Annotated in this window: 28 protein-coding genes; 17 read left to right on the forward strand and 11 right to left on the reverse strand. The window is 64.4% G+C overall.

Going from position 1 to position 25,578, the window contains the following annotated elements:
• Nucleotides 1-19 precede the first annotated feature (19 nt).
• A complete protein-coding gene (locus ACOHWE_RS10735) occupies nucleotides 20-760 on the reverse strand; it encodes a maleate cis-trans isomerase family protein (RefSeq protein ID WP_420666276.1) in 741 nt (246 codons plus the stop codon).
• A 143-nt stretch (nucleotides 761-903) separates the two neighbouring features.
• Here ACOHWE_RS10735 and ACOHWE_RS10740 point away from each other — a divergent pair, with 143 nt between their 5' ends.
• Nucleotides 904-1,353 carry an Lrp/AsnC family transcriptional regulator gene (locus ACOHWE_RS10740; RefSeq protein ID WP_420666277.1) on the forward strand — a complete coding sequence of 150 codons (450 nt, stop codon included), beginning with the start codon at nucleotides 904-906 and terminating at the stop codon, nucleotides 1,351-1,353.
• Between the two features lie 86 nt (nucleotides 1,354-1,439).
• Here the strand turns inward: ACOHWE_RS10740 and thiD are convergent, their stop codons facing one another.
• Genes thiD through thiC form a run of 7 tightly spaced genes read right to left on the reverse strand, consistent with a single transcriptional unit; the run spans nucleotide 1,440 to nucleotide 7,425 of the window.
• Nucleotides 1,440-2,144 (reverse strand): bifunctional hydroxymethylpyrimidine kinase/phosphomethylpyrimidine kinase, encoded by a 705-nt coding sequence (thiD, locus tag ACOHWE_RS10745; protein WP_420666279.1) that lies wholly within the window; start codon nucleotides 2,142-2,144, stop codon nucleotides 1,440-1,442.
• The gene (locus ACOHWE_RS10750; protein ID WP_420666281.1) at nucleotides 2,141-3,109 is read right to left on the reverse strand and encodes a ThiF family adenylyltransferase; all 969 of its coding nucleotides are present in this window, start codon (nucleotides 3,107-3,109) and stop codon (nucleotides 2,141-2,143) included. The genes thiD and ACOHWE_RS10750 overlap by 4 nt, the downstream gene beginning before the upstream one ends.
• On the reverse strand, nucleotides 3,106-3,699 hold the full coding sequence (locus ACOHWE_RS10755; protein ID WP_420666282.1) for a thiamine phosphate synthase: 594 nt from the start codon (nucleotides 3,697-3,699) through the stop codon (nucleotides 3,106-3,108). The genes ACOHWE_RS10750 and ACOHWE_RS10755 overlap by 4 nt, the downstream gene beginning before the upstream one ends.
• Nucleotides 3,699-4,466 (reverse strand): thiazole synthase, encoded by a 768-nt coding sequence (locus ACOHWE_RS10760; protein WP_420666283.1) that lies wholly within the window; start codon nucleotides 4,464-4,466, stop codon nucleotides 3,699-3,701. Before ACOHWE_RS10760 ends, ACOHWE_RS10755 begins: the two co-directional genes overlap by 1 nt.
• 1 nt (nucleotide 4,467) lies before the next feature.
• The gene (gene thiS, locus ACOHWE_RS10765) at nucleotides 4,468-4,665 is read right to left on the reverse strand and encodes a sulfur carrier protein ThiS (RefSeq protein WP_420666284.1); all 198 of its coding nucleotides are present in this window, start codon (nucleotides 4,663-4,665) and stop codon (nucleotides 4,468-4,470) included.
• Complete coding sequence (locus ACOHWE_RS10770; RefSeq protein ID WP_420666285.1) at nucleotides 4,634-5,602, reverse strand: FAD-dependent oxidoreductase; 969 nt, start codon at nucleotides 5,600-5,602, stop codon at nucleotides 4,634-4,636. Before ACOHWE_RS10770 ends, thiS begins: the two co-directional genes overlap by 32 nt.
• The gene (gene thiC / locus ACOHWE_RS10775) at nucleotides 5,599-7,425 is read right to left on the reverse strand and encodes a phosphomethylpyrimidine synthase ThiC (protein ID WP_420666287.1); all 1,827 of its coding nucleotides are present in this window, start codon (nucleotides 7,423-7,425) and stop codon (nucleotides 5,599-5,601) included. Before thiC ends, ACOHWE_RS10770 begins: the two co-directional genes overlap by 4 nt.
• Before the next feature lie 465 nt (nucleotides 7,426-7,890).
• On the opposite strand from thiC, the gene bioB reads away from it, so the two are divergent.
• From bioB to ACOHWE_RS10850, 15 genes are all read left to right on the forward strand, one after another.
• Nucleotides 7,891-8,868, forward strand: coding sequence for a biotin synthase BioB (gene bioB / locus ACOHWE_RS10780; protein ID WP_420666288.1), 978 nt, complete (start codon nucleotides 7,891-7,893; stop codon nucleotides 8,866-8,868).
• Nucleotides 8,868-10,007: an 8-amino-7-oxononanoate synthase gene (locus tag ACOHWE_RS10785; RefSeq protein ID WP_420666290.1), complete on the forward strand. Its 1,140-nt coding sequence runs from the start codon at nucleotides 8,868-8,870 to the stop codon at nucleotides 10,005-10,007. Before bioB ends, ACOHWE_RS10785 begins: the two co-directional genes overlap by 1 nt.
• Nucleotides 10,004-10,630, forward strand: coding sequence for a dethiobiotin synthase (bioD, locus tag ACOHWE_RS10790; protein ID WP_420666291.1), 627 nt, complete (start codon nucleotides 10,004-10,006; stop codon nucleotides 10,628-10,630). Before ACOHWE_RS10785 ends, bioD begins: the two co-directional genes overlap by 4 nt.
• Nucleotides 10,627-11,925, forward strand: coding sequence for an adenosylmethionine--8-amino-7-oxononanoate transaminase (gene bioA / locus ACOHWE_RS10795; protein ID WP_420666293.1), 1,299 nt, complete (start codon nucleotides 10,627-10,629; stop codon nucleotides 11,923-11,925). Before bioD ends, bioA begins: the two co-directional genes overlap by 4 nt.
• A complete protein-coding gene (locus ACOHWE_RS10800) occupies nucleotides 11,926-12,543 on the forward strand; it encodes a pimeloyl-ACP methyl esterase BioG family protein (RefSeq protein ID WP_420666294.1) in 618 nt (205 codons plus the stop codon). It abuts the gene before it with no gap.
• Nucleotides 12,540-13,370 (forward strand): methyltransferase domain-containing protein, encoded by an 831-nt coding sequence (locus tag ACOHWE_RS10805; protein ID WP_420666295.1) that lies wholly within the window; start codon nucleotides 12,540-12,542, stop codon nucleotides 13,368-13,370. Before ACOHWE_RS10800 ends, ACOHWE_RS10805 begins: the two co-directional genes overlap by 4 nt.
• 170 nt (nucleotides 13,371-13,540) lie before the next feature.
• Nucleotides 13,541-14,509, forward strand: coding sequence for an ABC transporter substrate-binding protein (locus ACOHWE_RS10810; RefSeq protein ID WP_420666296.1), 969 nt, complete (start codon nucleotides 13,541-13,543; stop codon nucleotides 14,507-14,509).
• Nucleotides 14,510-14,991: 482 nt separating this feature from the next.
• Nucleotides 14,992-15,957: an ABC transporter substrate-binding protein gene (locus ACOHWE_RS10815; RefSeq protein WP_420666297.1), complete on the forward strand. Its 966-nt coding sequence runs from the start codon at nucleotides 14,992-14,994 to the stop codon at nucleotides 15,955-15,957.
• Between the two features lie 10 nt (nucleotides 15,958-15,967).
• Nucleotides 15,968-17,020: a quaternary amine ABC transporter ATP-binding protein gene (locus tag ACOHWE_RS10820; RefSeq protein ID WP_420666299.1), complete on the forward strand. Its 1,053-nt coding sequence runs from the start codon at nucleotides 15,968-15,970 to the stop codon at nucleotides 17,018-17,020.
• Nucleotides 17,020-19,056, forward strand: a complete 2,037-nt coding sequence (locus tag ACOHWE_RS10825) for an ABC transporter permease (RefSeq protein ID WP_420666301.1) — start codon at nucleotides 17,020-17,022, stop codon at nucleotides 19,054-19,056. Before ACOHWE_RS10820 ends, ACOHWE_RS10825 begins: the two co-directional genes overlap by 1 nt.
• A gap of 263 nt (nucleotides 19,057-19,319) precedes the next feature.
• The gene (locus ACOHWE_RS10830) at nucleotides 19,320-19,982 is read left to right on the forward strand and encodes an NnrU family protein (RefSeq protein WP_420666302.1); all 663 of its coding nucleotides are present in this window, start codon (nucleotides 19,320-19,322) and stop codon (nucleotides 19,980-19,982) included.
• 99 nt (nucleotides 19,983-20,081) lie between these two features.
• Complete coding sequence (locus tag ACOHWE_RS10835) at nucleotides 20,082-20,600, forward strand: DUF2478 domain-containing protein (RefSeq protein ID WP_420666303.1); 519 nt, start codon at nucleotides 20,082-20,084, stop codon at nucleotides 20,598-20,600.
• 236 nt (nucleotides 20,601-20,836) lie between these two features.
• Nucleotides 20,837-21,259, forward strand: coding sequence for a hypothetical protein (locus tag ACOHWE_RS10840; RefSeq protein WP_420666305.1), 423 nt, complete (start codon nucleotides 20,837-20,839; stop codon nucleotides 21,257-21,259).
• Nucleotides 21,256-22,575: a relaxase/mobilization nuclease domain-containing protein gene (locus ACOHWE_RS10845; RefSeq protein ID WP_420666307.1), complete on the forward strand. Its 1,320-nt coding sequence runs from the start codon at nucleotides 21,256-21,258 to the stop codon at nucleotides 22,573-22,575. Before ACOHWE_RS10840 ends, ACOHWE_RS10845 begins: the two co-directional genes overlap by 4 nt.
• Nucleotides 22,576-22,590: 15 nt before the next feature.
• The gene (locus tag ACOHWE_RS10850; RefSeq protein WP_420666309.1) at nucleotides 22,591-22,812 is read left to right on the forward strand and encodes a hypothetical protein; all 222 of its coding nucleotides are present in this window, start codon (nucleotides 22,591-22,593) and stop codon (nucleotides 22,810-22,812) included.
• Here ACOHWE_RS10850 and ACOHWE_RS10855 read toward each other — a convergent pair.
• Nucleotides 22,809-23,132 (reverse strand): H-NS histone family protein, encoded by a 324-nt coding sequence (locus ACOHWE_RS10855; protein ID WP_420666311.1) that lies wholly within the window; start codon nucleotides 23,130-23,132, stop codon nucleotides 22,809-22,811. The genes ACOHWE_RS10850 and ACOHWE_RS10855 overlap by 4 nt on opposite strands.
• A gap of 230 nt (nucleotides 23,133-23,362) precedes the next feature.
• On the opposite strand from ACOHWE_RS10855, the gene ACOHWE_RS10860 reads away from it, so the two are divergent.
• On the forward strand, nucleotides 23,363-23,542 hold the full coding sequence (locus tag ACOHWE_RS10860; RefSeq protein ID WP_420666312.1) for a hypothetical protein: 180 nt from the start codon (nucleotides 23,363-23,365) through the stop codon (nucleotides 23,540-23,542).
• A 98-nt stretch (nucleotides 23,543-23,640) separates the two neighbouring features.
• Here the strand turns inward: ACOHWE_RS10860 and ACOHWE_RS10865 are convergent, their stop codons facing one another.
• Nucleotides 23,641-25,245: an RNA-directed DNA polymerase gene (locus ACOHWE_RS10865; protein ID WP_420666313.1), complete on the reverse strand. Its 1,605-nt coding sequence runs from the start codon at nucleotides 25,243-25,245 to the stop codon at nucleotides 23,641-23,643.
• Between the two features lie 59 nt (nucleotides 25,246-25,304).
• Nucleotides 25,305-25,565 (reverse strand): hypothetical protein, encoded by a 261-nt coding sequence (locus ACOHWE_RS10870; protein WP_420666314.1) that lies wholly within the window; start codon nucleotides 25,563-25,565, stop codon nucleotides 25,305-25,307.
• Nucleotides 25,566-25,578 lie beyond the last annotated feature (13 nt).

A 25,578-nucleotide genomic window follows, 5' to 3' on the forward strand; every position in this document is an offset into this window, starting at 1 on the left:
GGATGCCCGGCCGCCCCGCTCAGGCCAGCAGCCGGCCGAAATCCGGGCGCCGGTCCTCAATGCCCGCCAGCCGCAGCATGTGCCAGGCCAGCGCCTGGTTGCTGGTGAGAACAGGCAGGCCGGTTTGCGCCTCGATTTGCGGGATCACGTCCAGGCAGCGCAGGCTGGTGCAGGAGATCACAAGCGCGTCGCAGGCGGCAGCCTCCGCGACGTGCAGGACACCCGCGGCGATGGCCTCCGGCGTGATCCGGCCCACCACCCGGTCGTCCTCGGCCTCGAAGGAGCCGAAGGCCGCGATCTCGAAACCGGCTTCCACCAGCCGCTCCCGCAACCGCTGCGAGACTTCAGCCGCATAGGGGCTGAGAAACCCGAGCCGCCGGACTCCCAGGTGCTGCCCGGCCGCGATGAGCGCCGCCAGCGGGTCAGTCACGCGGGCCTCCGGGCAGGTGGAGCGGATGGCGCGGGCGACGTTATCGGACCCGATCACCGCCGCCGCCGAGGTGCAGCCATAGCCAATCACACCGCGCGCGGCCGGCCCTGGCAACAGCCCTGCTGCCGCGGGCAGATCCGCTGCCATGCAGGTCAGAGTCTCCTGGCTGATGACCGGCGCCATCGGGATGCGGCTGTGATAGAGCGCAACCCCCGGCAGCCGGGTCAGCCGGGCGCTTTCCGCTTCCAGAGTCTCGTCCGCCGCCAGCACGATGAGCCCGAGCGCCGCCCGAGCGCCCAGCCCTGCATCCGTCTCATATTCCAGCCGCATTTGCCGTCTCCCGCCTGCTGCCGGCCTGCTTGCGCCGGGCCTGTTGCAAGAATACCGGACATCCCGGCGGCAGGATGGTAGGATACCGGCATTGCGCGACGGAATTCATCGCCCGGCAGCTTGCTTGCGAGGAGGAACGGAATTTGGATGCCAAGGACCAGGAGATCCTGCAGCTAGTGCAGGAGAACGCCCGCCTCACCGCCGAGACCATCGGGCAGGATGTCGGCCTGTCGCCCGCGGCGGTTCAGAAGCGGCTGCAGAAGCTGCGCGCGAGTGGCGTGATCGAGCGCGAGATCGCGGTGCTGAATCCGGCCAAGCTGGGCCGGGAGATGACAGTGATCGTGGAGGTGGTGCTGGAGCGCGAAAGCCGTGCGCATCTCGACGCCTTCAAGCGCCGCATGCGCCAGGCTCCAGCGGTGCAGCAATGCTACTACACCACGGGGGAGGCGGATTTCCTGCTCATCCTGACGGTTGCGGACATCAAGGAATACGAGGCGTTCACGCAGGATTATTTCTTTGATGAATCCAACATCAGCCGCTTCAAGACTTCGGTCGTGATGGACCGGGTGAAGGCCACCCTGAACGTGCTCTGACGGGCGGGGTGGGGCGCATGCTGGCGCGCTGAAAGCACGAATGCCGATCGCCGGTAACGGCTTTCTGCCCGCCCCGCTGGTGCGGTTTAGCCCGCAAGCCAGCGGCGGACCGCGGATTTGGCAGCGCGGCAGGCTTCTGCCAGAGTTTCGCCTTTGGCCAGGTGGCAGGCAATGGCGGTGGCGAGGCTGCATCCCGTACCGCGCCGCGACACTGCCAGCCGCGGCGCGGCAAAGACGTGCTCTTCGCCGCTGGCCGTGAACAAATGGTCGGTGCTGTCGCGCCCCGCACCGTGCCCGCCCTTGACCAGAATCGCCTGCACGCCCTCTGCCAGCAGCGTCTCCACCTGCGCCTCCATGCTGCCGCCGCGGCCGGAGAGTTCCGCAAGCTCCGGCAGGTTCGGGGTGATCAGGGCGGCCCTCTGCAACAGACCGTTAAAGCCGTCCGCCGGCATCAGGTCTCCCCCCGAACTCGCCTTCAGTACCGGGTCGAGGACCAGCGGGATCTCAAGTGGCAAAACCGCTGCCAGCGCCGCGGCCAGCGCCGGCGAGCCGATCATGCCTGTCTTCACCGCCCGCGGCCCGGGCGCGGTGGCAAGCGCGGCGAGGGCCTGGGCAGCCACCTCCTCGGGGGCAGCCGGGTAGACCGCTTCCACCGCGCAATCTGTCTGTGCCGTCACCGCGGTCACCACCGGGCGCAGCGAAACATCCAGTGCCGCCGCCATCGCCGCATCGCGGGTGAGCCCGGCACCGCCGCTGGAATCGGTGCCGCCCGCCGCCAGGATCGCTGTCATGCGGCCGTTCCGGCAGCGAGCAGGGCGAGGTTCTCATAGCCCGCCGCGCGCAGCTCTGCCGCGGCCCTCCAAGCCCGCAGGCCTGACTGGCAGCAGAGCACGATGCGCTTGTCGCGGGGCAGGGCGGCAGCGGACAGCGCTTCCCGCGGCAGCCGCAGCGCGCCGGGCACCGCGGGTTTCGGGGCCTCGGAGGGATCGCGCAGCTCCACCGCCAGATCCTCCGGAGTAAGCAGCGTGGCGGCGGTGAAAGGCAGGGGGCTGGAGGGCTCGCTGGCTTGGTCGAAACGGAAACTGCCTAACTCCAGCGATGCAAGACGCAACGTGAACATTTGCCCGAGTGGCGAGGGCGTCTGCCCCAGCAGGACCTGCAGGGCCATCTGGGCCTGCAGCGCGCCGATAGTACCCACCGCAGGCCCCATCACCCCGGCGCTGGCGCAGGTCGCGGCCTGAGCGGGCAGATCCGGGAACACGGCCCGCAGGGACGGCGCGCCGCCGCAGAAGCCCCCGGCATAACCGCTTTGCCCCAAAACCGAGGCCGAGATCAGCGGTTTTCCCTGCGCCAGGCATTCGTCTGACAGGATGTAGGAGACCGCGAAACTGTCCGCCGCATCCACCACCAGATCGGCATGGCGCACCGCCTGGCCCGCGTTGGCGGCATCGAGCGCGCGGGCGTGCGGGTGCAGCCGCACGCCCGGGTTGGCGGCAAGCAGGCGGCGGCGGGCGGCCTCAGCCTTGTAGGCGCCGATGTCCGCCATGGCGTAGAGCGGCTGGCGGTGCAGATTGCTCTCCTCCACCAAGTCCGGGTCCATTACGGTGATCTCGCCCACCCCGGCACCGGCCAGATATTGCAGCACCGGGCAGCCGAGCCCCCCGGCGCCAACGACCAGCACATGCGCACGGGCGAGCCGGGCCTGGCCTTCAGGGCCGACCTCGGGCAGCGCCGTCTGACGCGCGTAGCGGCTCATGCCCGGCAGGCCTCGACCCAGAGCCGCGTGCGCGCCTCGGGGTCCTCAGCAGTCTGGATGTCAGTCACCACCGCGGCGCTGTCGGCGCCCGCGGCAAAGACCCCGGGCAGCCGCTCCGGCGTGAGGCCGCCAATTGCGACCAGAGGTGTCGTGCCTGCCATTTGCTTCCAACGCTTAACCCGCTCCAGACCCTGCGGCGCCCATTTCATCTGCTTCAGGCGCGTCGGGTAGACCGGCCCCAGTGCCACGTAATCGGGGCCGGCCGAAAGTGCGCGCTCCAGCTCCGCTTCGTCATGGGTGGAAAGGCCCAGCCGCACGCCCTTGCGGCGCAGCGCGGCGAGGTCGGCGGTGTCCATGTCCTGCTGGCCGAGGTGAACAAAGCCGCAGTTCAGGTCCAGAGCGGCCTGCCAGTGGTCGTTCACCACAAGCCGGGAGTTATGCACCGCGCAGAAGTCGCGGGCGCGGGCAATCTGGCGGCGGACTTCGGCCTCCGGCTGATCTTTTATCCTGAGCTGCACCAGCTTCACGCCATGCGGCACCAGCAGCTCCAGCTGGCCGACGTGGCCCACGATCAGGTAGAAGCGCTCCATTACGCCAGCTCCGCCAGGCCCAGCACCGGGGTCGAGGGCACCGCCATGTCGCGCCGCTCCATCGGATCGGCCAGGAAGCCCGCGCGGCCCGCTTCGATCGCCTGCGCCATCGCTGCCGCCATGCGCACCGGGTCGCCCGCTTTTGCCACTGCGGTGTTGAGCAAAACCGCGTCCATCCCCAGCTCCATCGCCTGTGCGGCGTCCGAGGGCCGCCCTATGCCGGCATCGACGATCAGCGGCACACAGGGAAAATGCGCCCGCATGGCGCGCAGGGCGTCCGGGTTGCGCAGGCCCTGGCCCGAACCGATCGGTGCGCCCCAGGGCATCAGCACCTCGCAACCTGCTTCCAACAGCTTCTCCCCCACCACCAGGTCGTCAGTCATATAGGGAAAGACCTCGAATCCCTCGCTGCTGAGAATGCGCGCCGCTTCGACCAGCCCGAAGACGTCCGGCTGCAGCGTGTCGGCATGGCCGATCACCTCCAGCTTGATCCAGGGCGTTGCAAACAGCTCGCGCGCCATATGCGCCGTGGTCACCGCCTCTTGCACCGAATGGCAGCCCGCGGTGTTGGGCAGGATGCGGCAGCCGGTTTCCTTCAGGAGCTCCCAGAACCCCGCGCCCGAGCCGCCCGCGGTCTCGCGCCTGAGCGAGACGGTGACGATATCCGTGCCGCTGGCCTCGATCGCGGCGGACAAAGTGGCAGGGGAGGGGTATTGAGCCGTGCCCAGCAGCAGGCGCGAGGTAAGTTCGTGTCCGTAAAGCTGCATCTCAGCCTCCCTGCATCGGCGCCAGCACTTCCAGCCGGTCGCCCTCGGCGAGCGGCGTGTCGCCGCGCCGCTCGTAAGCCACAAACTGGCCGTTCAGCGCCGTGGCGGTGGCGGAACTGGCGAAGCCCAGCTCGTCCAGCGCCGCGGCCAAAGTGGCTGCGGTGATCTCAAAGGGTTGCGCGTTCACGTATATCTTCATCGCAGATCTCCGGTATCAGGCGGTCCGCCACTTGGGCGGCAATTGCGGGGGCCAGCAGGAAGCCGTGCCGGTAAAGCCCGTTGAGGTAGAGCGTGCCGTCCTTCTCCAGCACCATCGGCAGGTTGGCGGGGAAGGCGGGTCGAAGACCCGCGCCGGTCTCCACTACTGCCGCCTCGGCAAGGCCCGGGTGCAGGGCAAAGGCGGCGCTCAGCAGCTCGCTGAGCGAGCGCAGGCTTATGGGCCGGTCCGAACTGCTCTCGATCATGGTGGCGCCGATCATGTAGCGGCCCTCACCGCGGGGAACGAGGTAAAGCGGCATCCGCGGGTGCAGGAGGCGCAGCGTGCGGGTGATCTCCACTTCGGGGCAGTGCAGCACCGCCATCTCGCCGCGCACCGGGCGCAAGGACGGCAGCCCCCCCGCCATGCCGGTGCAGTCGAGCGTCACGCCCCGGGGCGCCGGGGTGGCGAGGCGGATCTCCACCCCCATTTCCTGCACCTTGGCCGCCAGATCGTTGAGCGCGCGGCGCGGGTCCAGGTGTGCTTCTTCCGGAAAGTGCAGCCCGGTGGCGAAGCGTCCGGCAAGCGCCGGTTCCAGCGCGGTAATCTGCGGTTCGCGCAGCAGCTGGAAATTGGCGGTGCGGCGGGCAAAGCGGGTGAGTTCGCCGCCGTCGCGGGCAGGTGCCACCACCAGCGTGCCGCGCCTGTGGACCGGTGTGATCCTGGCCCACCAGCCGAAGGCGCGGCTGCCGAGGGTGATCACCTCCTCCTCCGCGCTTTCCCGCTCGCACCAGGGCGAAAGCATGCCGCCGGCAAATCGCGACACGCTGTCTGCGCCCAAGGTATCGCTGCGCTCATAGACGGTGACCGCCGCACCCCGCTGCGCCAGTTCATAGGCGCAGGCGAGGCCCGCAAGGCCCGCGCCCGCGATGGTGATCATTCGGCCGGCTCCGCTGCCTCGGCTGCGGGGACGTACAATTCACCGCCCTCGCGGAACTTGGCGGCCATTGCCTCCATCCCCTCCTTCTGCGCCTCGGCGCGGATATCGTGGCTGATCCGCATGGAGCAGAACTTGGGCCCGCACATGGAACAGAAATGCGCGACCTTGTGGGCTTGTTTCGGCAGGGTCTGGTCGTGGAACTCGCGCGCGGTGTCCGGGTCGAGCGAGAGGTTGAACTGATCCTCCCAGCGGAACTCGAACCGCGCACGGCTCAGCGCATCATCGCGGCGCTGGGCGCCGGGCAGCCCCTTGGCGAGATCGGCGGCATGGGCGGCGATCTTGTAGGTGATCACCCCGATCTTCACGTCGTCGCGGTCGGGCAGGCCCAGGTGTTCCTTGGGGGTGACGTAACACAGCATCGCGCAGCCGAACCAGCCGATCATCGCCGCCCCGATGCCACTGGTGATGTGGTCATAGCCCGGCGCGATGTCGGTGGTCAGCGGCCCCAGCGTGTAGAACGGCGCCTCGTGGCAACACTCAAGCTGCTTGTCCATGTTCGCCTTGATCTTGTGCATGGCGACATGGCCCGGCCCCTCGATCATCACCTGGCAGTCCTTGGCCCAGGCAATTTTGGTGAGCTCCCCAAGTGTCTCCAGCTCGGCAAACTGCGCCTCGTCATTGGCGTCGGCGATGGAGCCGGGGCGCAGCCCGTCGCCCAGCGAGAAGGAAACATCATACTGGCGGCAGATGTCGCAGATTTCCTCGAAATGCTCATACAGGAACGATTCCTTGTGGTGATGCAGGCACCACTTCGCCATGATCGAGCCGCCACGCGAGACGATCCCCGTCACCCGGTTCACCGTCATCGGCACCATGTGCAGCCGCACGCCCGCGTGGATGGTAAAGTAATCGACGCCCTGCTCCGCCTGCTCGATCAGCGTGTCGCGGAACACCTCCCAGGTCAGGTCCTCGGCGATGCCGTTCACCTTCTCCAGCGCCTGGTAGATCGGGACTGTGCCAATTGGAACCGGCGAGTTGCGGATGATCCATTCGCGGGTGTTGTGGATGTTGCGCCCCGTCGAGAGGTCCATCACCGTGTCGGCCCCCCAGCGGATCGCCCAGACCAGCTTGTCGACTTCCTCCTCCATCGAGGAGGTGACAGCGGAGGTGCCCATGTTGGCGTTGATCTTCACCTTGAAATTGCGGCCGATGATCATCGGCTCAATTTCCGGGTGGTTGATGTTCGCAGGGATGATGGCGCGGCCGGCGGCGATTTCCGAGCGCACGAATTCCGGCGTTACGTAGTCGGGAATATTGGCGCCCCAATCATGGCCATCCCTGTGGCACGGCGACAGCTCGCGCAGCTGGTTCTCGCGGATCGCGACGAACTCCATTTCCGGCGTGATGATGCCTGCGCGGGCATAGGCCAGCTGGGTCGGCGCCTTGCCGCCCGTGCCGCGCAAGGGGGCGGGTTTCACCGGGAATTCCGGCACCAGCCGGTCGCCTTCGACGAATCCGTTGTCCTCGGGCTTCACGTCGCGGCCGCGGTATTCCTCCACATCGCTGCGCGCCAGGATCCAGTCGCGGCGCAGTGCCGGAAGGCCCTTGCGGATCGAGATCTCCGCCTCCGGGTCGGTGTAGGGACCGGAGCTGTCGTAGACCGGCAGCGGCGGCTCGCCCGCGGTAGGGTGGGTGGAAATCTCCCGCATCGGCACGCGGATCTGCGGATGCAGGCTGCCCGCGACGTGGATCTTGCGGGAGGCGGGCAGCGGCCCGGCCGTAATTTTCGGGGCGGGCGTGCTGCCTTCGGTCCGGATGGTCATGGTGGTGCTCCTCAAGCCGTTCACTCAAAAAGACACCAGGTGAGGTTTGGCTGGGAAACCTGCGGGCCGGGCCGGCGTGCCGGGGCCTGCGAGACGGAATGCACCTGCGCTGCGGCAACCCCACGAACAGGGGGCGGTGCGGTCCTAGCTTCCTACGCCAGTGTCAACTGGGTCAGGTTCTAAGGGTCGCGCCGCCGGCCCGGAGTTGCCCCGGACCCGTGCGCCTCTCAGTCCCCTTGGCGGGACTCCCCTGCGTGGCTTAAGGCCTAGGGGAGGCGGGGCGGTAGCGTCAACAGGTATTTTTGTAGATAGTTTTTTCCCTACGATATCATCGCGATACGTGGTTTTTCGCTGCGCCTTTGGCCTCCAGTATTTGCCCGCTTGCAAGCGGGATCGAAAATTATCTATAAAAATCCAAACGCCGAGGCGCTGCGCGCCGCGCGGTTCAAGCCAACAGGAGACAGTATGCTGGACGCAGCCCCCATCCGTACCGACTGGACCCGCGAGGAAGCGGAGAAGATCTACAACCAGCCTTTGATGGACCTGCTGTTCCAGGCCCAGAGCGTGCACCGCCAGCACTTCGACCCGAACCAGGTGCAGAAATCCAAGCTCTTGAGCATCAAGACCGGAGGCTGCGCCGAGGACTGCGCCTACTGCTCGCAGTCGGCGCGCAATGGCGCCAAGCTCTCCGCCTCCAAGCTGATTGAGGTGGAACGGGTGATTGCCGAGGCCCGCAAGGCCAAGGAAGGCGGCGCCACGCGCTACTGCATGGGGGCGGCCTGGCGCTCGCCCAAGGACCGCGACATGGCGGCGCTGGAGGCCATGGTGCAGGGCGTTAAGGCGCTGGGCATGGAGACTTGCATGACGCTCGGCATGCTGGACGACGACCAGGTATTCCGCCTGCGTGATGCCGGGCTCGACTACTACAACCACAATATCGACACCTCCGAGCGCTACTACTCCGAGATCATCACCACCCGCACCTTCGCCGACCGGATTGACACGCTGAACCGGGTGCGCGAGGCGGGAATCAAGGTTTGCGCCGGCGGCATCGTCGGCATGGGCGAACAGCAGATGGACCGCATCGACATGCTGCTGGCGCTCGCGACGCTGGAAGAACACCCGGATTCGGTGCCGGTGAACATGCTGATCCCGATTGCTGACACACCGCTTGCCGATGTTGCGAAGCTCGACTCGATCGAATTCGTGCGCACCGTGGCGCTGGCCCGCATTCTGATGCCGAAGAGCCACGTCCGCCTCTCCGCGGGCCGCACCGACATGTCGGACGAGATGCAGGCGATGTGCTTCTTCGCCGGGGCCAACTCGATCTTCGTGGGCGACACGCTGCTCACAGCGGACAACCCCGAGGAAGACAAGGACCAGCAGCTGTTCGACCGGCTCGGCATCACCGCGATGGCCGCCGGATGTGACGGCAGCCGCTGATGGCGGGCGCGTTCCCGAGGCATGAACGCGGGCTGGAGGAGCTGCGCGCACGCGGGCGCTACCGGCAGCTGATGCCGCGGGAAGGGCATGATTTTGCCTCCAACGATTACCTCGGCCTTGCGGGCAGCGATGTGCTGCGCGCCGCCGCAGCGGATGCGCTCGCCCGCGGCGTGCCGGTGGGCGCGGGCGGCTCGCGGCTTTTGCGCGGCAACGACGGCGAGCACCAGCGGCTGGAAGCCGAGGCCGCCGCCTTCTTCGGGACCGAAGCGGCGCTGTTGATGGGCGGCGGCTTCAACGCCAACCTCGCGATCTTCTCCACCTTGCCGCAGCAGGGCGATCTGGTGCTGCATGACGCGCTGATCCACGCCAGCACCCACGACGGTATGCGGCTAGGCCGGGCCGAGACCCGCAGGTTCGCCCACAACGACGCGGAAGACGCCGCCGCGGTGCTGCGCGACTGGCGCGCGGGCGGCGGGGACGGGCAGGTCTGGATCGCGGTGGAGGCGGTCTATTCCATGGACGGCGACCTCGCGCCGATTGAGGCTTTGCAGGCGCTGGCCGAAGCCGAGGACGCGGTGCTGGTGGTCGACGAAGCTCATGCCACCGGCGTCTTCGGCGATCAGGGCCGCGGCCTGGCGCACGGGATTGCGCAGCACCCCCGTGTGCTCACTTTGCACACCTGCGGCAAGGCGCTGGGCGTGTCCGGCGCGCTGATCTGCGGGGCGCAGGCGCTGATCGAGACCCTGATCAACAAGGCCCGCGGCTTCATCTACGCAACCGCTCCCTCGCCGCTGAATGCAGCACTTGTGCGGGCGGCGCTGAAGGAGCTGGCGGGCAATCCCACCCTGCGCGAGCGCGCCTGGGAAAATATCCGCCACGCCCAGTCCGAGGCGCAGCGGCTCTGCGGGCAGGAAGGCTGCCAAAGCCAGATCCTCCCCATCCCCATCGGCGGCGACAAGCGCACCATGGCGCTTGCGGCGGCAATGCAGGCGGCGGGCTACGACATCCGCGGCATCCGACCGCCCACCGTGCCCCGCGGCACCGCGCGGCTGCGGCTGCCCATCACCCTCAATGTCACCCCCGGGATCATCACCGGGATGTTCGAAACCCTCGCAATCCAATTGGAGGCCGCCGCATGAGCGCAGTCATCGTGACCGGAACCGACACCGGCATCGGCAAGACGGTCTTTTCCGCCGGGCTGGTGCAGGCGCTCCAGGCCACCTATTGGAAGCCGGTGCAATCGGGACTGGAGGAGGAAACCGACAGCCAGATCGTCCGCCGCCTTTCCGGCCGTCCGGCGCTGACCGAGGAATACCTGCTGCAGCTGCCCGCCTCGCCGCATCTGTCGGCCGAGGCCGAGGGGCGCGAGATCGACACCGCGAACCTGCGCCTGCCTGAGGTGGAAGGCCCCTTGGTGGTCGAGGGTGCGGGCGGTGTCATGGTGCCGCTGAACCGGCGCGAGCTTTACATCGACCTATTTGCCGCTTGGGGCGCGCCGGTGATTCTCTGTGCCAGCACCCGGCTCGGCACCATCAACCATTCGCTCCTGTCGCTGATCGCACTGCATGATCTGGGCTGCCCGGTCACCGGCATTGCCTTCATTGGCGACGCCGCGCCGGAGGTGGAGGAAACCATCATCCAGTTCGGCAACGTGCCGCACCTGGGGCGGCTGCCGCGGCTGGAGGCGCTCACGCCTGAGACGCTGGCAAAAGCCTTTGACGAAAACATCAACCTGGACCTGATCCGGGAGGCGCTGGCATGAGCGCGTCGAGGCTAAGCCCGCTGGAGTTTGACCAGAAACATCTCTGGCACCCTTATACGAACGTGGAGAGACCCGGACCCACCTACGTGGTGAAGGAGAGCGAGGGCCTCTATCTGACGCTGGACGACGGCAGCCGCCTGATTGACGCGATGTCTTCCTGGTGGTGCATGATGCACGGCCACCGCCATCCGGCCATCACCGGCGCCATCCGCGCCCAGCTCGACACGCTGCCGCATGTGATGTTCGGCGGGCTGACCCATGATCCGGCAATCGATCTGGGCCGTAAGCTCCTGGAGATCACGCCCGAAAGCCTCACCCGCATCTTCTACTGCGACAGCGGCTCGGTTTCTGTCGAGGTGGCGATGAAGATGGCGGTGCAGTACCAGCACGCGAAAGGGTATCCGGGCCGCAGCCAGTTCGCCACCATCCGCTCGGGCTACCACGGCGACACCTGGAAGGCGATGAGCGTCTGCGACCCGGACACCGGTATGCACCATCTGTTCCAGGGCGCGCTGAGCGTGCAGCATTTCGTCTCCCGCCCGCCCATCCGCATCCGCGAGGACTGGGTGGACGACCCGGCCCGCAACGGCCTGGGCGAGCTGCGCGCGGTGCTTGAGGCGAACGCAGAAAAGATCGCCGCTTTCATCCTTGAACCCGTCGTGCAGGGCACCGGCGGCATGTATTTCTACCACCCCGAATACCTGAACCAGGCGCGTGCGCTGTGTGACGAGTTCGGCATCCTGCTGATCTTCGATGAGATCGCCACCGGCTTCGGCCGCACGGGTGAGCTCTTCGCGACGGACTTCTGCACGGTGGAGCCCGATATCATCTGCCTCGGCAAGGGGCTCACTGGCGGGCATATCTCCTTTGCGTGCACCATGACCAGCGACCGTGTCGCGGAAGGCATCGGGGGCGGCAATCCGGGCATCTTCATGCACGGGCCGACCTATATGGCAAACCCGCTTGCCTGTGCCGCGGCCAAGGCGTCGCTCGACCTCCTCACCGGGCAGGACTGGCGCGGCACGGTGGCGGCGGTAGCCGAGCAGATGGCGGCCGAGCTGGCGCCGGCGCGTGATCTGCCCAATGTGGCCGATGTGCGGGTGCTGGGCGCAATCGGAGTGATCGAGATGCGGCACCGCGTCTCTGCCGATGCGGCGCACGCGCGGGCCAAGGAGATGGGGGTCTTCCTGCGCCCCTTCGGCAACAACATTTATTGCATGCCGCCGTTCGTCACCGGCCCCGAGGCGCTGAGCGAGATCACAGCAGGCATGCTGCGCCTGGCAGGGGAGCTGTAGGTGGAGGTCCGCTGGCTCAAGCAAGAAGGGGCGGAGGAGGCCATCGTGGTATTCGGCGGCTGGGCCATCGGGCCGGAGGTCTTCGATCATCTCAAAGGCCCGGAGGATATACTTTTTGTAAGCGGTTACAGTGACCTGCGTGCCGATCTGCCTGATCTCTCCTCCTACCGGAGGGTGCGGCTCCTGGCTTGGTCTTTCGGCGTCGCCTCATATGCCCATTGGCAGCAGGGCAGGGCGGATCCGTTTGCCGCCAAGGTGGCGGTGAACGGCAGCCTCCAGCCGGTCAGCCGTGCCGCAGGCATCGCGCCGCTGACCTTCCGCAAGACCGCCGAAAACCTCAGCCTCGACAGCTACCAGCAGTTCCTGACGCGCGCCTTCGGTGTTCCGCAGCCTGCGCGAATGCTCGACGTGGAGGCGCGCCGGGCCGAGCTGATCGCGGTGGAGCAGCGCGGGGACGCGCCACGGCTGCCCTTCGACCGCGTCTGGATCAGCGAGGATGACCGGATCTTCCCGCCGGCAAGCCTTTCCCGCGCCTGGGCCGGCCTGCCTGTGCGCCGCATCAAGGCCCCGCATGTGCCCTTTGCCCATTTCTCCGCCTGGGAGGAGCTGTTTCAATGAGAGACGTCCCCGCCCTTCAGACAGGCGCCCCGCAACCCGCTAGCCCGGCACAGTCCGGCTTCGACCAATCCCGTGTGCGGCAGAGTTTCCGCCGCGGCCTAAGCAGCTACCACCGCCACGCGACCGTTCAAGCCGAGATTGCCAGCCGTCTTGCCGCGCTTCTGGCGGACCAGGGCGCGCCCCGCCGGCTGGACGCTGCGCTGGAGTTCGGCTGCGGCACTGGCCATCTTACCGCATCGCTGGCAGAGCGGTTTGAGATCGGCCGTCTCACTCTCAATGACCTGGTGCCGGAGGCCGCCGCCGCGACAGCCCGCGCCGCGCGGCCGCATTACGGCGCGCTGGATATTCTGCCCGGCCCGGTAGAGGCGCTGCCGTTGCCTGCCGGGCTGGATCTGATTGCCTCGGCGTCGACAGTGCAATGGTTGGATGATCTGCCCGCGCTCATGGCGCGGCTCACGGCGCATTTGCGCCCGGGCGGCTGGCTTGCGCTTTCCGGGTTCGGCCGCCGCCAGTTCCGCGAGCTGGCAGCGCTTGGCTCCAATGCGGCGGCGCCCAGCTATCTGGATGCGCGGGAATGGCCTGCGATTCTGCCGGAGGGGCTGCGGCTCGTAGCCTTGGAGCAGCGTCCTATGGTCTTGGAATTCGGGAATATCCGCACCTTGCTGCGCCATCTCAGGCTGACTGGCGTCAACGGCAACGCGCGCCAGGGCTGGAGCCGGGCCAGGCTGCGCGAATTCGAGGCGGCGTATCAGGAACGCTTCGGCCGCGGGGGGCGCCTGCCGCTGAGTTATGATCCGGTCTGGCTGGTGGCCCGCAAGGAGGCCTGACGCTCCCGCCGATTTTTGCGGGGGATTTGCAAAATGCGGCGTAGTGCTGCGGATTTGCGCAGTATTCCGTTGCGTCCGGTTATCCTTTGTCAATCTCGCAAGGCTAGTTTCCCAGCAGGCGCGCGCCGCACCGGCCGCGGCTGTCATCTGGTACTACGGGAGAGACATTAATGAATTTCAAGGGGTTTGCGCTGGCGGTGGCGGCGGCGGTGCTGGCATTGCCTGCAGCGGCCGCGGATCTTGGCGATGTGAAGACGCCGATCCGCCTGGCCCTCAACAACTGGACCGGGCAGCAGATCTCCAGCTACATCGTGGGCGGGATGCTGGAACATGCGGGCTACACTGTCGAATACGTGGAAGCCGATCCCAACGGTATGTACGTGGACATGGCAACCGGAGGCCTGCACGCCGCGGTGGAGGTCTGGACCACCAGTTCGCCCGAAGCCTACTACGCCGCGCTGGAAGAGGGCAATGTGGTCTCCCTTGGCGACATGGGGCTGGAGGCGCGCAATGGCATCGTCTACCCCGCCTTCGTGTCGCAAATGTGCCCGGGCCTGCCCAAGTGGGAGGCGCTGCGTGACTGCGCGCACATTTTCTCCAAGGACGGCAAGGGCCCGAAAGGGCGCTACCTCGGCTACCCGGCCACCTGGGGCTCCCCGGGGGCGGACCGGATGCGCGCGCTGGAGCTGCCCTTCGAGTATGAGGTCGCCGAGTCCGAAGCCGCCATGATTGAGGAGTTCCGTGCCGCGATGACGGAAAAACGCCCGGTTATCGCTACCTTCTGGCAGCCGCACTGGGCGATGTCCTCCTACGCGCTGCAATTCGTGCGCCTGCCAAAGCCGGAACCTGCCTGCCACAGCGACCCCGCCTGGGGCCCGAACCCGAATGCCACCGGCGATTGCGACATCGTGCGCGGTGGCGTGGTGAAGGCCGGCTGGGTCGGCCTGAAGGACAAGTTCCCGGCTGCGCATCAGATCCTCAGCAACTTTACACTCAGTATCTGGGATCAGCAGCCGCTTCTGGGCATGGTGGACGTGAAAGGCGAATCCCACGCGGGTGCCGCCGCTGGCTGGCTGGCGGTCAACCGCGCCAAATGGGAGCCTCTGGTCGACAAGGCTACCGGCAAGTCCGGCACCTGAGCCTCCCGCCGCGCTCTGGCGCCTGCTGAGTCAGGCCCGCGGGCCGGAGGCGCGGCTGTGTCCCGGGCCTGCCGGGGAGGCGCAGCGGCCAAAACGGAAACCGCTTCCAGGAATGGGGGCGGTTTTTTCCGCGTCGCTGCCATACAGTGGTCCGGAAGCAGCCGGCCGGGGCGAAGCGAAGTCCCATGTCCGGCCGCCATTCTTGGCCCAGCGGTCCAATATTTGAAGCGCCGGTCAGAAAATCTGGGTGGAGGTGCCGTTTTTCGCTGGCAAACTGCCGCAAATCGGTCGAGAACTTGTGCAGGCCGCAGCCACAGTTGGCAGACAGGCTGACGCGGGCGCAAGGCCGGAACAGGAGACAAGCCGCCAGGATTGGGCTGCAGCGCCTTTGCACATTGTGGAGCCGCAGGCTCCGGCAGCAGGAGACAGGGCCGTTCCGTACCGAGGCTCGTTAGACTGGCGGCAACACAGGGAGAGATTTGATGAAATTGAACGCATTTGCCGCCGCTCTGGGCGCCACCGCGCTGAGCGCCGCCGCTGGCCTCGCCTCTGCGGCTGAGCTGGGCGATACCGGCACGCCGATCAAGCTGGCGCTGAACGAATGGACCGGCCAGCATGTGACCACCCATATCGCGGGCGAGATGCTGAAGGCTGCGGGCTATGACGTCGAATATGTCTCCGCCGGCATGATGAACCAGTTCCAGGCGATTGCCGACGGCGACATCCACGCGACGCTGGAAATCTGGTCTTCCAACGTATCCGACGAATACGCCAATAAGGTGGAGGAGGGCACCATCGTCGAGCTCGGCGACCTTGAGCTCGACGCCAAGGAAGGCATCGCTTACCCCGCGCATGTCGCGGAGCTTTGCCCCGGTTTGCCGGCCTGGGAAGCGTTGAAGGACTGCGCGCCGCAATTCGCCACCGCCGAAACCTTGCCGCAGGGGCGCCTGGTGGATTACCCGGCTGACTGGGGCACCCCTGGCGCTGACCGCATGGCGGGGCTGGAGCTGCCCTTCAAGGCAGTGCCCGCGGGATCCGAAGCGGCCCTTATCGTCGAGCTGCGTGCCGCCACCGAACGCAAGACGCCGCTGCTCATCACCTTCTGGCAGCCGCATTGGGCGATGTCGGCCTATGACGTGAAATTCGTTGAGCTGCCCCCGGGCGACGAGGCCTGCTTCACGGATCCGGCCTGGGGCCCGAACCCCAATGCGGTGAACGATTGCGACTTCTCTCCCTCGCGCATTTTCAAGGCGGCTTGGGCCGGCATGGAGGAAAAGTGGCCCGCGGCCTATGAGATCCTGTCGAACTACACGCTCTCGGTCGAGGACCAGCAGCCGATGATGGGCGCGGTCGACGTGGACGGGGGCAAGGTCGAAGAGGTTGTCGCCGAGTGGATGGCCGCCAACGAGGAAAAATGGCGCCCGGTGGTTGAGGCTGCAACCGAGTGAGCGCCGCCCAGTGACCGCTACGGATACACCTGCCATCACCTGCCGGAACGTCTGGCAGGTGTTTGGCCCCAACGCGGACAGCGCCCTGAAGGCGGCGCTGTCCCGGCATGATACCCCCGCCGCCGCCGCGGAGGAGTTGCGCGGCAAGGGGCTGATCCCGGCGGTGCAGGATGCGTCCTTTGACGTAAAGGAAGGCGAACTGTTTGTGATCATGGGGCTGTCGGGCTCCGGCAAGTCCACCCTTATCCGCTGCATCTCGCACCTTTTGCATGCCACCGGCGGCGAAATCCGCATCGACGGCGAGAACATCGTCGAGGCCAGCCCCAGGCGGCTGATCGAGCTGCGCCGCAAGAAGCTGGGCATGGTGTTCCAGCATTTCGGCCTGTTTCCGCATATGACAGTGGCCGACAACGTGGCCTACCCGCTGAAGGTGCAGGGCGTGCGCCGCAAGGCACGGCTCGCGAAGGCGCAGGAGGTGATCGACCTCGTTGGCCTTGGCGGGCGCGAGGGCAACTACCCGCGCGAGCTCTCCGGCGGCCAGCGCCAGCGGGTCGGCATCGCGCGCTCGCTGGTGGCGGACTGCTCGGTCTGGTTCCTCGACGAGCCCTTCTCGGCGCTCGATCCGCTGATCCGGCGTCAGCTGCAGGACGAATTCCTGGAGATCCAGGCCAAGCTGAAGACCACCATCGTCTTCATTACCCATGACATCAACGAAGCGCTGAAGCTTGCCGACCGCATTGCCATCATGCGCGATGGCAAGATCGTGCAGATCGGCACCCCGGCCGATATCGTGCTGCGCCCGGCGGATGACTACGTGCGCGAGTTCTCCAAGGATGTCGCCAAGGGCCGTCATGCCCGCGTCGCCTCCGTCATGCAGGCGGGCGAGGGACTGGCCCATGGCGCCGACGATCCGGGCCTGCGTCAGGACATGACCCTGGATGCGGCCCTCGCGCGCTGCATGGAGCTATACGAACCGGTGCCAGTACGCGGAGCCGACGGGCGGCTGGTCGGGGTGGTGAACCCTGCCGATCTCGCTGCCGCCCTGCAGGTGGAGCAGGGCTGATGGCTGCGGTGACCAAGGGCGCCTGGGCTGCGCTGCTCGCGGCGGCCGTGGGCGCGCTCTGCCTGGTGCTGGAAGGCGTGGCGCCGTGGCTGTGGAAATTTCCCGCCGCCTGGGTGCTGCCTGCGACCGAATGGGTGGGCGCGGGGCTGGAATGGTTCCTGGCGCTGATCAAACCCGCCGCGCGCGGCTTTTCGGCGCTGATGTTCTATCCGATGGACTGGGCCAATGCACTGCTGAGCCACACACCCTGGCCGCTCCTGATCGCCGCCACCGCTGCGCTCGGCTGGATACTCGGCGGGCTGCCAATGGCGCTGATGGTGCTGGTGGGGCTGGGGTTCGTGCTCGCCTCAGGGTACTGGCCCGAGAGCATGAACACGCTGGCGCTGGTCGCGGTCTCCGTGCCGCTGGCGCTGATCCTGGGCGGCGGGATCGGCATCCTTGCGAACGAGATGCCGCGCCTGCGCAAGCCGGTGCAGGCGGTGCTGGACGTGATGCAGACGGTGCCGACCTTTGCCTATCTCACGCCGCTTCTGGTGCTGTTCGGCTTTGGCCCCGTGGTCGGCCTCATTGCGTCCGCCATCTATGCTGCGCCGCCGATGGCGCGCAATGTGCTGTTGGGGCTGGAGCGGGTCGAGCCGGAGATCAAGGAAGCCGCCGTCATGGCCGGCGGCACCCGCTTTCAGCAGCTGTTCCAATGTGAAATCCCCTCCGCCGGGCAGCAGATCATGGTGGGCGTCAACCAATGCCTGATGGCAGCCTTGTCGATGGTGATCATCGCGGCGGTGATCGGCGGCTTTGACGACATCGGCTGGGAGGTCCTGCTGACCATGCGCAAGGCGCAGTTCGGCCAGAGCCTGCTGGCAGGCTTGGTGATCGTGGTCTTTGCCATCCTGATCGACCGGATGAGCGGCACGCTGACCCAGGACCGCCGCAAGCGCCATGACCGCCGGGTGGCCTGGGGGATCCTTGGCGCCGGGGTGCTGGCGACGCTGGTTCTGTGGGACAGCGCCCAGGCACCGGGCCGCTATGCTCTGTTCGATCCCGTGGCGGACCAGGTGGATGCCGGGCTTTCCGCCTGGACGACCGCCCATGCCGCCACGCTCACGGCGGTGAAGAACAGCGTGATGTTCTATGTGCTGCTGCCGCTCCGGATCGGGCTGGATCAGTCGGTGCTGCCGTTCACCTGGGGGTTCTCCTGGACACCCGCGATGAGCCTTGGACTGTTTGCCGCCGGGGGCGTGGCGGCGGTAGCCTGTGCGCTGCGCGGCCGCCTTGCGCTCGGGCTCCTGCTGCTGATCGCGGCCGGGGTGCTTGAAACCGGAATTTCCCAGCTGCCCTGGCCCTTTGTTCTGGCAGGGGCGGGCGCGCTGGCGTGGGTCGCGGGCGGGCGCTCTCTGGCGCTGATGACAGTGATCCTGCTGACGACGATCTTGGTCTCGGGGCTCTGGGAACGGGCGCTCTTGTCGCTCTATCTCTCCGGCGCCGCAGTCTTTGCCTGCGCAGTGCTGGGCGGGGGCATCGGGCTTCTGTCCGCGGTCTCGCCCATGGCCTGGCGGATCGTGCGGCCCATCTGCGACATGCTGCAGACGATCCCGCTTTTTGTCTTCCTGATCCCGGTGCTGATGGTGTTCCAGATTGGCGAGTTCTCGGCTTTCCTCGCGATTATCGCCTATGCCATCGTGCCGATGATCCGCTACACGCGGCACGGGCTGACCGCGACGCCCGAGGAAATGATTGAGGCCGCCACCGCCGCCGGTGCCACCCGCTGGCAGATGCTGAAGGATATCCGCGCCCCTTATGCGGCTCCCTCGATCCTCTTGGGGCTGAACCAGACGATCCTTTATGCCTTTGCGATGCTGGTGATCGCCGCGCTCATTGGCACAACCGGCCTCGGCCAGTCGATTTACCTCGCGCTGGGACAGGCGGATGTGGGGCTTGGCATCTCCGCCGGGGCGGCGATGGCGATCCTCGCGCTGATCGCCGACCGAATGGTGCAGGGCTTCGCCGAGGAGCGGCGAAGGGCCCTGGGGCTGTGAGGGCCCGAGGGTGAGATCGTTCAAAGGGCGCCCCCGCGGCGCCCTTTGCATCCTGGTTCCGGCTCATCCCGGCGCGGAACAAGGCCGAAAGCCGCCGCGCATCGCCGGCGCCCCTAATGCGGCGGCGATTTGGCGGAGGCAAAGTCCCTCGCGAGGGCGTACGGGCTTGGCCGGGATAAACTTCCAGCTAAGCCCCTCCGGATCGTCCCCCGCGCGCCGTCGGTGCACGTATCTGAAACCAAACTATCGGCAGGAGGTGCCGCATGGGCGGCTGGTTCGAATTCATTGCGGCTTTGCTGCTGTTTCTGGCGAGCCACGCCATTCCGGTGCGTCCGCCGCTGCGCCCTTGGCTCATCGCGCGGCTGGGGCTGAGGGGCTACATTCTCGGCTACAGCCTGCTGTCTCTGGCAATTCTCGCCTGGCTGATCGGCGCGGCGGCGCGGGCGCCCTATATGGGCATCCTGCCGCCCTGGGACGTGTTGCGCTGGGTGCCGCTCCTGGTGATGCCTTTCGCATGCCTGTTTGCAGTGGCTGGGGTGTGCGGACAGAACCCGCTCAGCTTCGGCGGCGCAGGCCCGGGCAGCTTCGACCCGGCCAAGCCCGGGGTGCTGGCGGCCAGCCGCCACCCGTTGCTTGCGGCCATGGCGCTCTGGGCCGGGGCGCATCTGCTGGCCAACGGCGATCTGGCGCATGCGCTGCTATTCGGCCTTTTCGCGGGCTTTGCTTTGGCAGGCATGGCAATGATCGACTGCCGCAGGCAGGGCGAACTGGGGCAGGCGGAATGGCTGCGCCTCAGCCGGGATACCGCATGGTTCAATCCCGCCCGTCTGCGCCCTTCGGGCTCGCAGGCGGCGCTGGCAGCGGGGCTGTTTCTGGTGCTGCTGGCGCTGCATACCCCGGTTATCGGCCTCCCGCCGTTTCCATGAGGCAGGGAGGGGGATTGACCCCGGCATCGTTTTACCTGCCAATGACTCACCCCGCTCAACCCCGTCCGGCGGGTCCGGCGGCTACAGGAGAAGAGACTTATGCACCTGTCCTATGTGATGACCGAGGAACGCGGCGCCACCGACCGGCTGCTGACGGATCTCGCGGCTGAACTGCAAGCGCGCGGGGTGCGTCTGGCGGGCATCGTGCAGACCAACACGGAATGCCATGACAGTGCGCTCTGCGACATGGATGTGCGGGTGCTGCCGGGGCAGCAGATCATCCGGATTTCGCAATCGCTCGGCCCCGGCGCGCGCGGCTGCCGGCTGAACCCTGAGGCGCTCGAGCAGGCGGTGGCGCTGGTCACCGCATCGCTGCACGCGGCCCCCGCGCCGCAGCTGCTGATCGTCAACAAGTTCGGTAAGCACGAGGCCGCGGGACGTGGCCTCAGACCGGTGATCGGCGAGGCGCTGGCGATGGGTATCCCGGTGCTCTCGGGTGTGAACAGGATGAACCTGGAGGCCTTTTGCGCATTCGCAGATGGCATGGCCGAGGCCGCGCCCACCGACCTGGAGGCCCTCGCCGTCTGGGCCGGAAAGGCCGTGGCGGAAACCGCCTGACACTGGAAAAGCTTACTCGGAACAGCAGTTTAGCCCGCATTCCGATGCGGGCTCTTTTTGCCGCCTGCAAAACCGTGGCAGTAACCGCGGTCTCGGGGCTGTACCACCATCAACCATCAATATATAGGGGAAGATGGTGGACCTAACTGGAGAAGAATCGAACCAATTGTTCGATATCCTTCAGGACTGGGAACGCCATCTCGCATCTTTTGATCGTAATGATCTGAGGTGCGACGATGACGAATTCGCACCATAATTTCAACGATCTAGCGGCAAAGCCCGCCAAAGAGCGCAAAAAACGCGAAGCGCCGTTTTCGCTGCGTTTGACCTTTGAGGAACGCGCCAAGCTCGAAGAAGCGGCCAACGGCGTGCCTCTGGGCGCATATATCAAGGCCGTGCTATTCGCGCAGGATCTCCAGAAGGTGCGGCGCAGGAATACCAACCCTGTGGCTGATCATGAGGCTCTGGGGCGCGTTCTGGCGGCTCTGGGGCAATCACATCTCTCCAGCAACCTCAATCAGCTCGCCCGCGCCGTAAACACGGGCACGCTGCCTGTCCATCCTGAAATCGAATCCGAACTGCGTGAGGCCTGTTCTGATATCGCCAAAATGCGTGCGGCGCTGATCGAGGCGCTTGGCCTCGATGGAGGCGGCGCATGATCCTCAAAGGCAATCAGCGGGCACATGGCAAGGAACTGGCGCGGCATTTGCTGAATGACCGCGACAATGACCATGTGGAGCTGTTCGATCTGCGCGGCTTTGCCGCCGATGACCTGACGGGCGCGATGCAGGAATGTGAAGCGGTGGCGCGCGGTACGCGCTGCCAAAAGCATCTGTTCTCCCTCAGCCTCAACCCGCTGGAACATGAAGATGTGCCAGTGGGGGCGTTTGAAGCGGCCATTGCCCGCGCTGAAACCTGCCTTGGGCTAGAAAATCAGCCCCGCGCCATTGTCTTCCATGAAAAGGAAGGGCGCAGGCACGCCCATGCCGTTTGGTCGCGGATCGACGGCGAGCAGATGAAAGCGATTGAGCTTCCCTACTACAAAACCCGCCTGAATGAAATCTCACGGGAGCTGTATCTGGAACATGGCTGGCGCATGCCGGACGGGTTCAAGGACAAGAAAAACCGCGATCCTCTATCCTTCACGCTGGCGGAATGGCAGCAGGCCAAACGTACCAAGCAAGACCCGAGAGAGGTCAAATCCCTGATCCGGGAATGCTGGAGCGGATCAGATGACCGCAAGACCTTTGAGGCGGCACTCAACGGGAATGGCTATTGGCTTGCCCGTGGTGACAAACGCGGCTTTGTGGCGGTGGATTGGCGCGGTGAGGTGTATTCGCTCGCCCGCTGCACTGGAGCGAAAACGAAAGAGCTCAAAACCCGCCTCGGTGATCCGAAAGAATTGCTGTCAACGGATATGGCAAGAGCGCATTTGGCGGCGCAGCTTACGCCCAAACTCAAGGCCTGGGCGAAGGAGGAACGCGCCAGAGCTGAGAAAGCTAATCTTGCGGCCAAGTTCCAGCGCGACCAGATGGTGCAGCGCCAGCGCAAAATCCGCGATGATCTGAAACGCAAGCAGCAGCAACGCTGGCTTACTGAAGAAAAAGCGCGCGCGGCCAGAACGCCGACAGGCATACGCGGGCTCTGGGGCTGGATCACGGGCAAGAACCGTAAAATCCGCCAAGAAAACGAGGCCGAGATTGCCCGCGCGCAGAGCCGCGACCGCACCGAAAGGCAAGACATCATCCGCAAGCAACTGGCCGAACGGCGCACATTGCAGCGGCAAATGAAGCTGGCTCGGGAAAAACAGCAGGCCAAGCTGCAAGAGCTGAACCGCGATGTGGCGCTAGCCATGAAGCTGCGCAAAGTGCCGGAAACCCGGCCAAAGCCAAATTGCGGGCGGGAGCGCGGTTCTGATCATATGCGCAGCCGTGACCGCTCCCGTGGCCGCGATGACGATTATTCACCCAGCTAGAGAAAGGAGACTGTCATGAGACATACAATAATGCTGAACCTGAAAGAAAAGCACGCTGCTATGCTCGATGAGATGAGCGGCTTTTACTGTGATACGCCCGAAGACATGCTGCGTCTTGCCATCGAATGGGCGTATGTCGTCTTCCGTAAGGACGAGCTGGACGCATTGCAGGAGTGCTTTGACTTCAAAGATGCAGCCCGCAAAAAGCCGGAAGACGACGATCTGATCCCGTTTTAGATTTCCAGGTCTTCGATGGATTTCCCGGCTTCCAGAGCGGCGTGAACCCATGCGGGTTTACGCCCGCGTCCGCTCCAGGTCTGGGACGGATCTTCTGGATTGGCGTATTTGGCGGCAGCTTTCGTGCTGGACTTACGCCCCTTGCCACCATGCAAGGCAATCACGTCCTCGAATGACACGCCATGTTTTTCGGCAACGGCCAGAATTTCAGCATAGGCGTTTTGCTTGGCTTCTTTTTCCACTTCTACCTTGCGGGCTTCAATGTCTTTGGCCAGCGCGTCCAGCTCCGCCGGGCTCAGTCCAGTCAGATCAATTCCCATGTGTTCCTCGCGTTTTTGTTTGCTCGGTCAAAGCAGAAAAGAGGTTTTGAGGCAAGCGCTTGCCGCTATAACGCCGTGCAAACGTGCATAAAATCGCACAGGTGATTTCTCTCCCCTTCCTTCCAATCAAGAGCAGCCGCCCACCATCAGGCCTTTATGAGCCGAGGATGATGGGGACGGGGCCGAAAGGCCCTGATGGTCGGGGCCTCCTTGATCTAAAGGAGGAGAGAATGAAACTCACCACACGATTTGAAGCCGCAAAGCTCAGCGATAACGAACTGCGCGGCCTGCTGCGCAAAACCTTCAACGCTCTGGCCGCCAGCGCCCCAAACACACCGGAACGCTGGAATGCTCTGGCAACACTGGAAGCATTGCAGGCGGAGTTGAATGCACGGGTGCAACTCCATTAGTCTTAGCTGAACGCTCAAGCATGATTATAGGTTAACAAATTGAACTCAACGAGATACGATTGGAAATCGTCGCTATTTCGTCGCATCGGTGTTCGCTCCTAAAAGCCAATGTCTGGCAAGTTTAGGAAGTCGTCTTCGTCACCTTCGTCATCGTACCCGTACCTTGTTCGGCTAATCGCCCTCTTGTTTTGAACCTTGATGCTGTCAATATGTTGATTGAAGTCGATAAGTTTAATTTCTTTCTTTGCCAGGTAGTCAAACTCAGAAGCAAAGTCACCTGAAAATTTTGCGCCGGAAAACCCTTGGGCGCGCGCAACAAGGTTGACCAGCCAATTTGCATCCATAGTGCTGAGACTGTTTCCTAGCCCTAGTTTCGGCTTTCGCTTCAAAATTCCATCAACGTGAGCTTGGACAAGAAGAGCTCTTATGTGTGCATTTCTGGATTTGGTTAACTCCTCGATCATCGGTATGGGGAGATCGATTCCACACACAATCAGCAACCACACCATCCAAAGGACTTCATGGTGATGATTTAATGCCAAGCTGCGCCCGACAATGATCTCGGCTACAGAAAGCCACCCTTCATTGTCGATTGGCTCCCCAAGTGCGACCCGCTTCGCTACAAGAAGGCACGCATAATCAATAGCGTGAGGATGTTTTTGAACTATTCGTTGAATGTTATTCTCTACAAACTCCCAGTGAGCAGAGTTATATACTCGTCCTTCATCGAATGAACGGAACAAGATTTTTATAGGGCTGTCAGATCCGCTGTCTTTGGCCGCGTCAATGGCTTCACATATAGCGCGTTCAATCTTGTCATAGGTATTATTGAAAGGGCCCCGATTGGGCATATGATCGCGCAGCCGCTGCGCCCATAAATCGTTGATCGGCTCCAAGCTCGAGTATATTTTCGTCTTGTGATCATTCAGATTCAATTCGTATGTCGCCAAAACTTCGCGCAAATGTGAAAGTACGGACTGAGCATCATGCTCGGTTCGCAAGCCGATGTAATAGTCATCGACGTGCCTGACCGCCCCAACAATCGTGTCGCCTACGGCGCTATCCAGCTCGTGGTCAATTTTTGATAGGATGAATTCGGCAACTAGACGGTAGGCATCTGGTCCAACCAGAACACCGCGTGTATTTCCTCGCTGCGCATTGCGAACAAAAAAATCTAGAGCGTTAAAGCGGATTGCCGTAGAGTCTTTGTTTGTGTCGCCCTTAGATTCTTCAATTCCATGTGCTGCCCAAGCAATAGAATGGGTGTAGATGCTAGGAAAACACTGTGCGATGTCAGCTTTTAGAATAAAGGGAGCGTACCGAAGGTTTTTGGACGTATGCTTTGAAAGTTCCGATAGAGATGGCACCTTTACAGCACGCTCGGCTCCCTCGTCCATTCGCTTGGGTATACCTATTGAGTAGTTTGACAGCTCATAATTTTTTTCGAATTTTTTCCAGTTTTTCCAAATGAAGCTGGAAATATGGAAGTATGATACGATATTTGGCGTGCCAAAGAAGCGACGGCTACCATCGTGTTTGGTACCACTGTAACGAACATATTCGGTTTTTCGTTCGTGAAACTTCTTCCCGTCTAGATTCGCAACTAGGCCGTGGAATGCCCGCTTTGCGTCATTGGAGACAAAGCAAGGTGGTAACGTTTCAGGGTATAATCCTGAGTTAATGAGGTGAAATCTGGACTTCATCGTCGCAGGTAAGCAACTTGTGATGGTTTTTGCAAGAAGGATTTCGTGAATTTGGTGTTTTAAAACAAAGACATCTGCGCGCAGTTCCAGCCGACACGCTTGGCCTCGCAGTCCAGCCAGTCCGTGACATAGGCCAACGCTCCGCCATACTCGGCCACGCTTCCGACGGCGATGAAATGTGATCTATAGCCAGTTGCACTAACGGGTATTGAGAAGCGAGGATCGAACCGTAGTTCGATATGATCGGCCATGCCGAGCCAATTTGGTGTGTAGGTGATGTTTAGCTCGATCCCGCGCCATATGATGTTGTAAACTTCCATGTCTTGCAACTCC

Source organism: Cribrihabitans neustonicus, from assembly GCF_048820895.1.
Taxonomy (GTDB): domain Bacteria; phylum Pseudomonadota; class Alphaproteobacteria; order Rhodobacterales; family Rhodobacteraceae; genus Cribrihabitans_A; species Cribrihabitans_A neustonicus.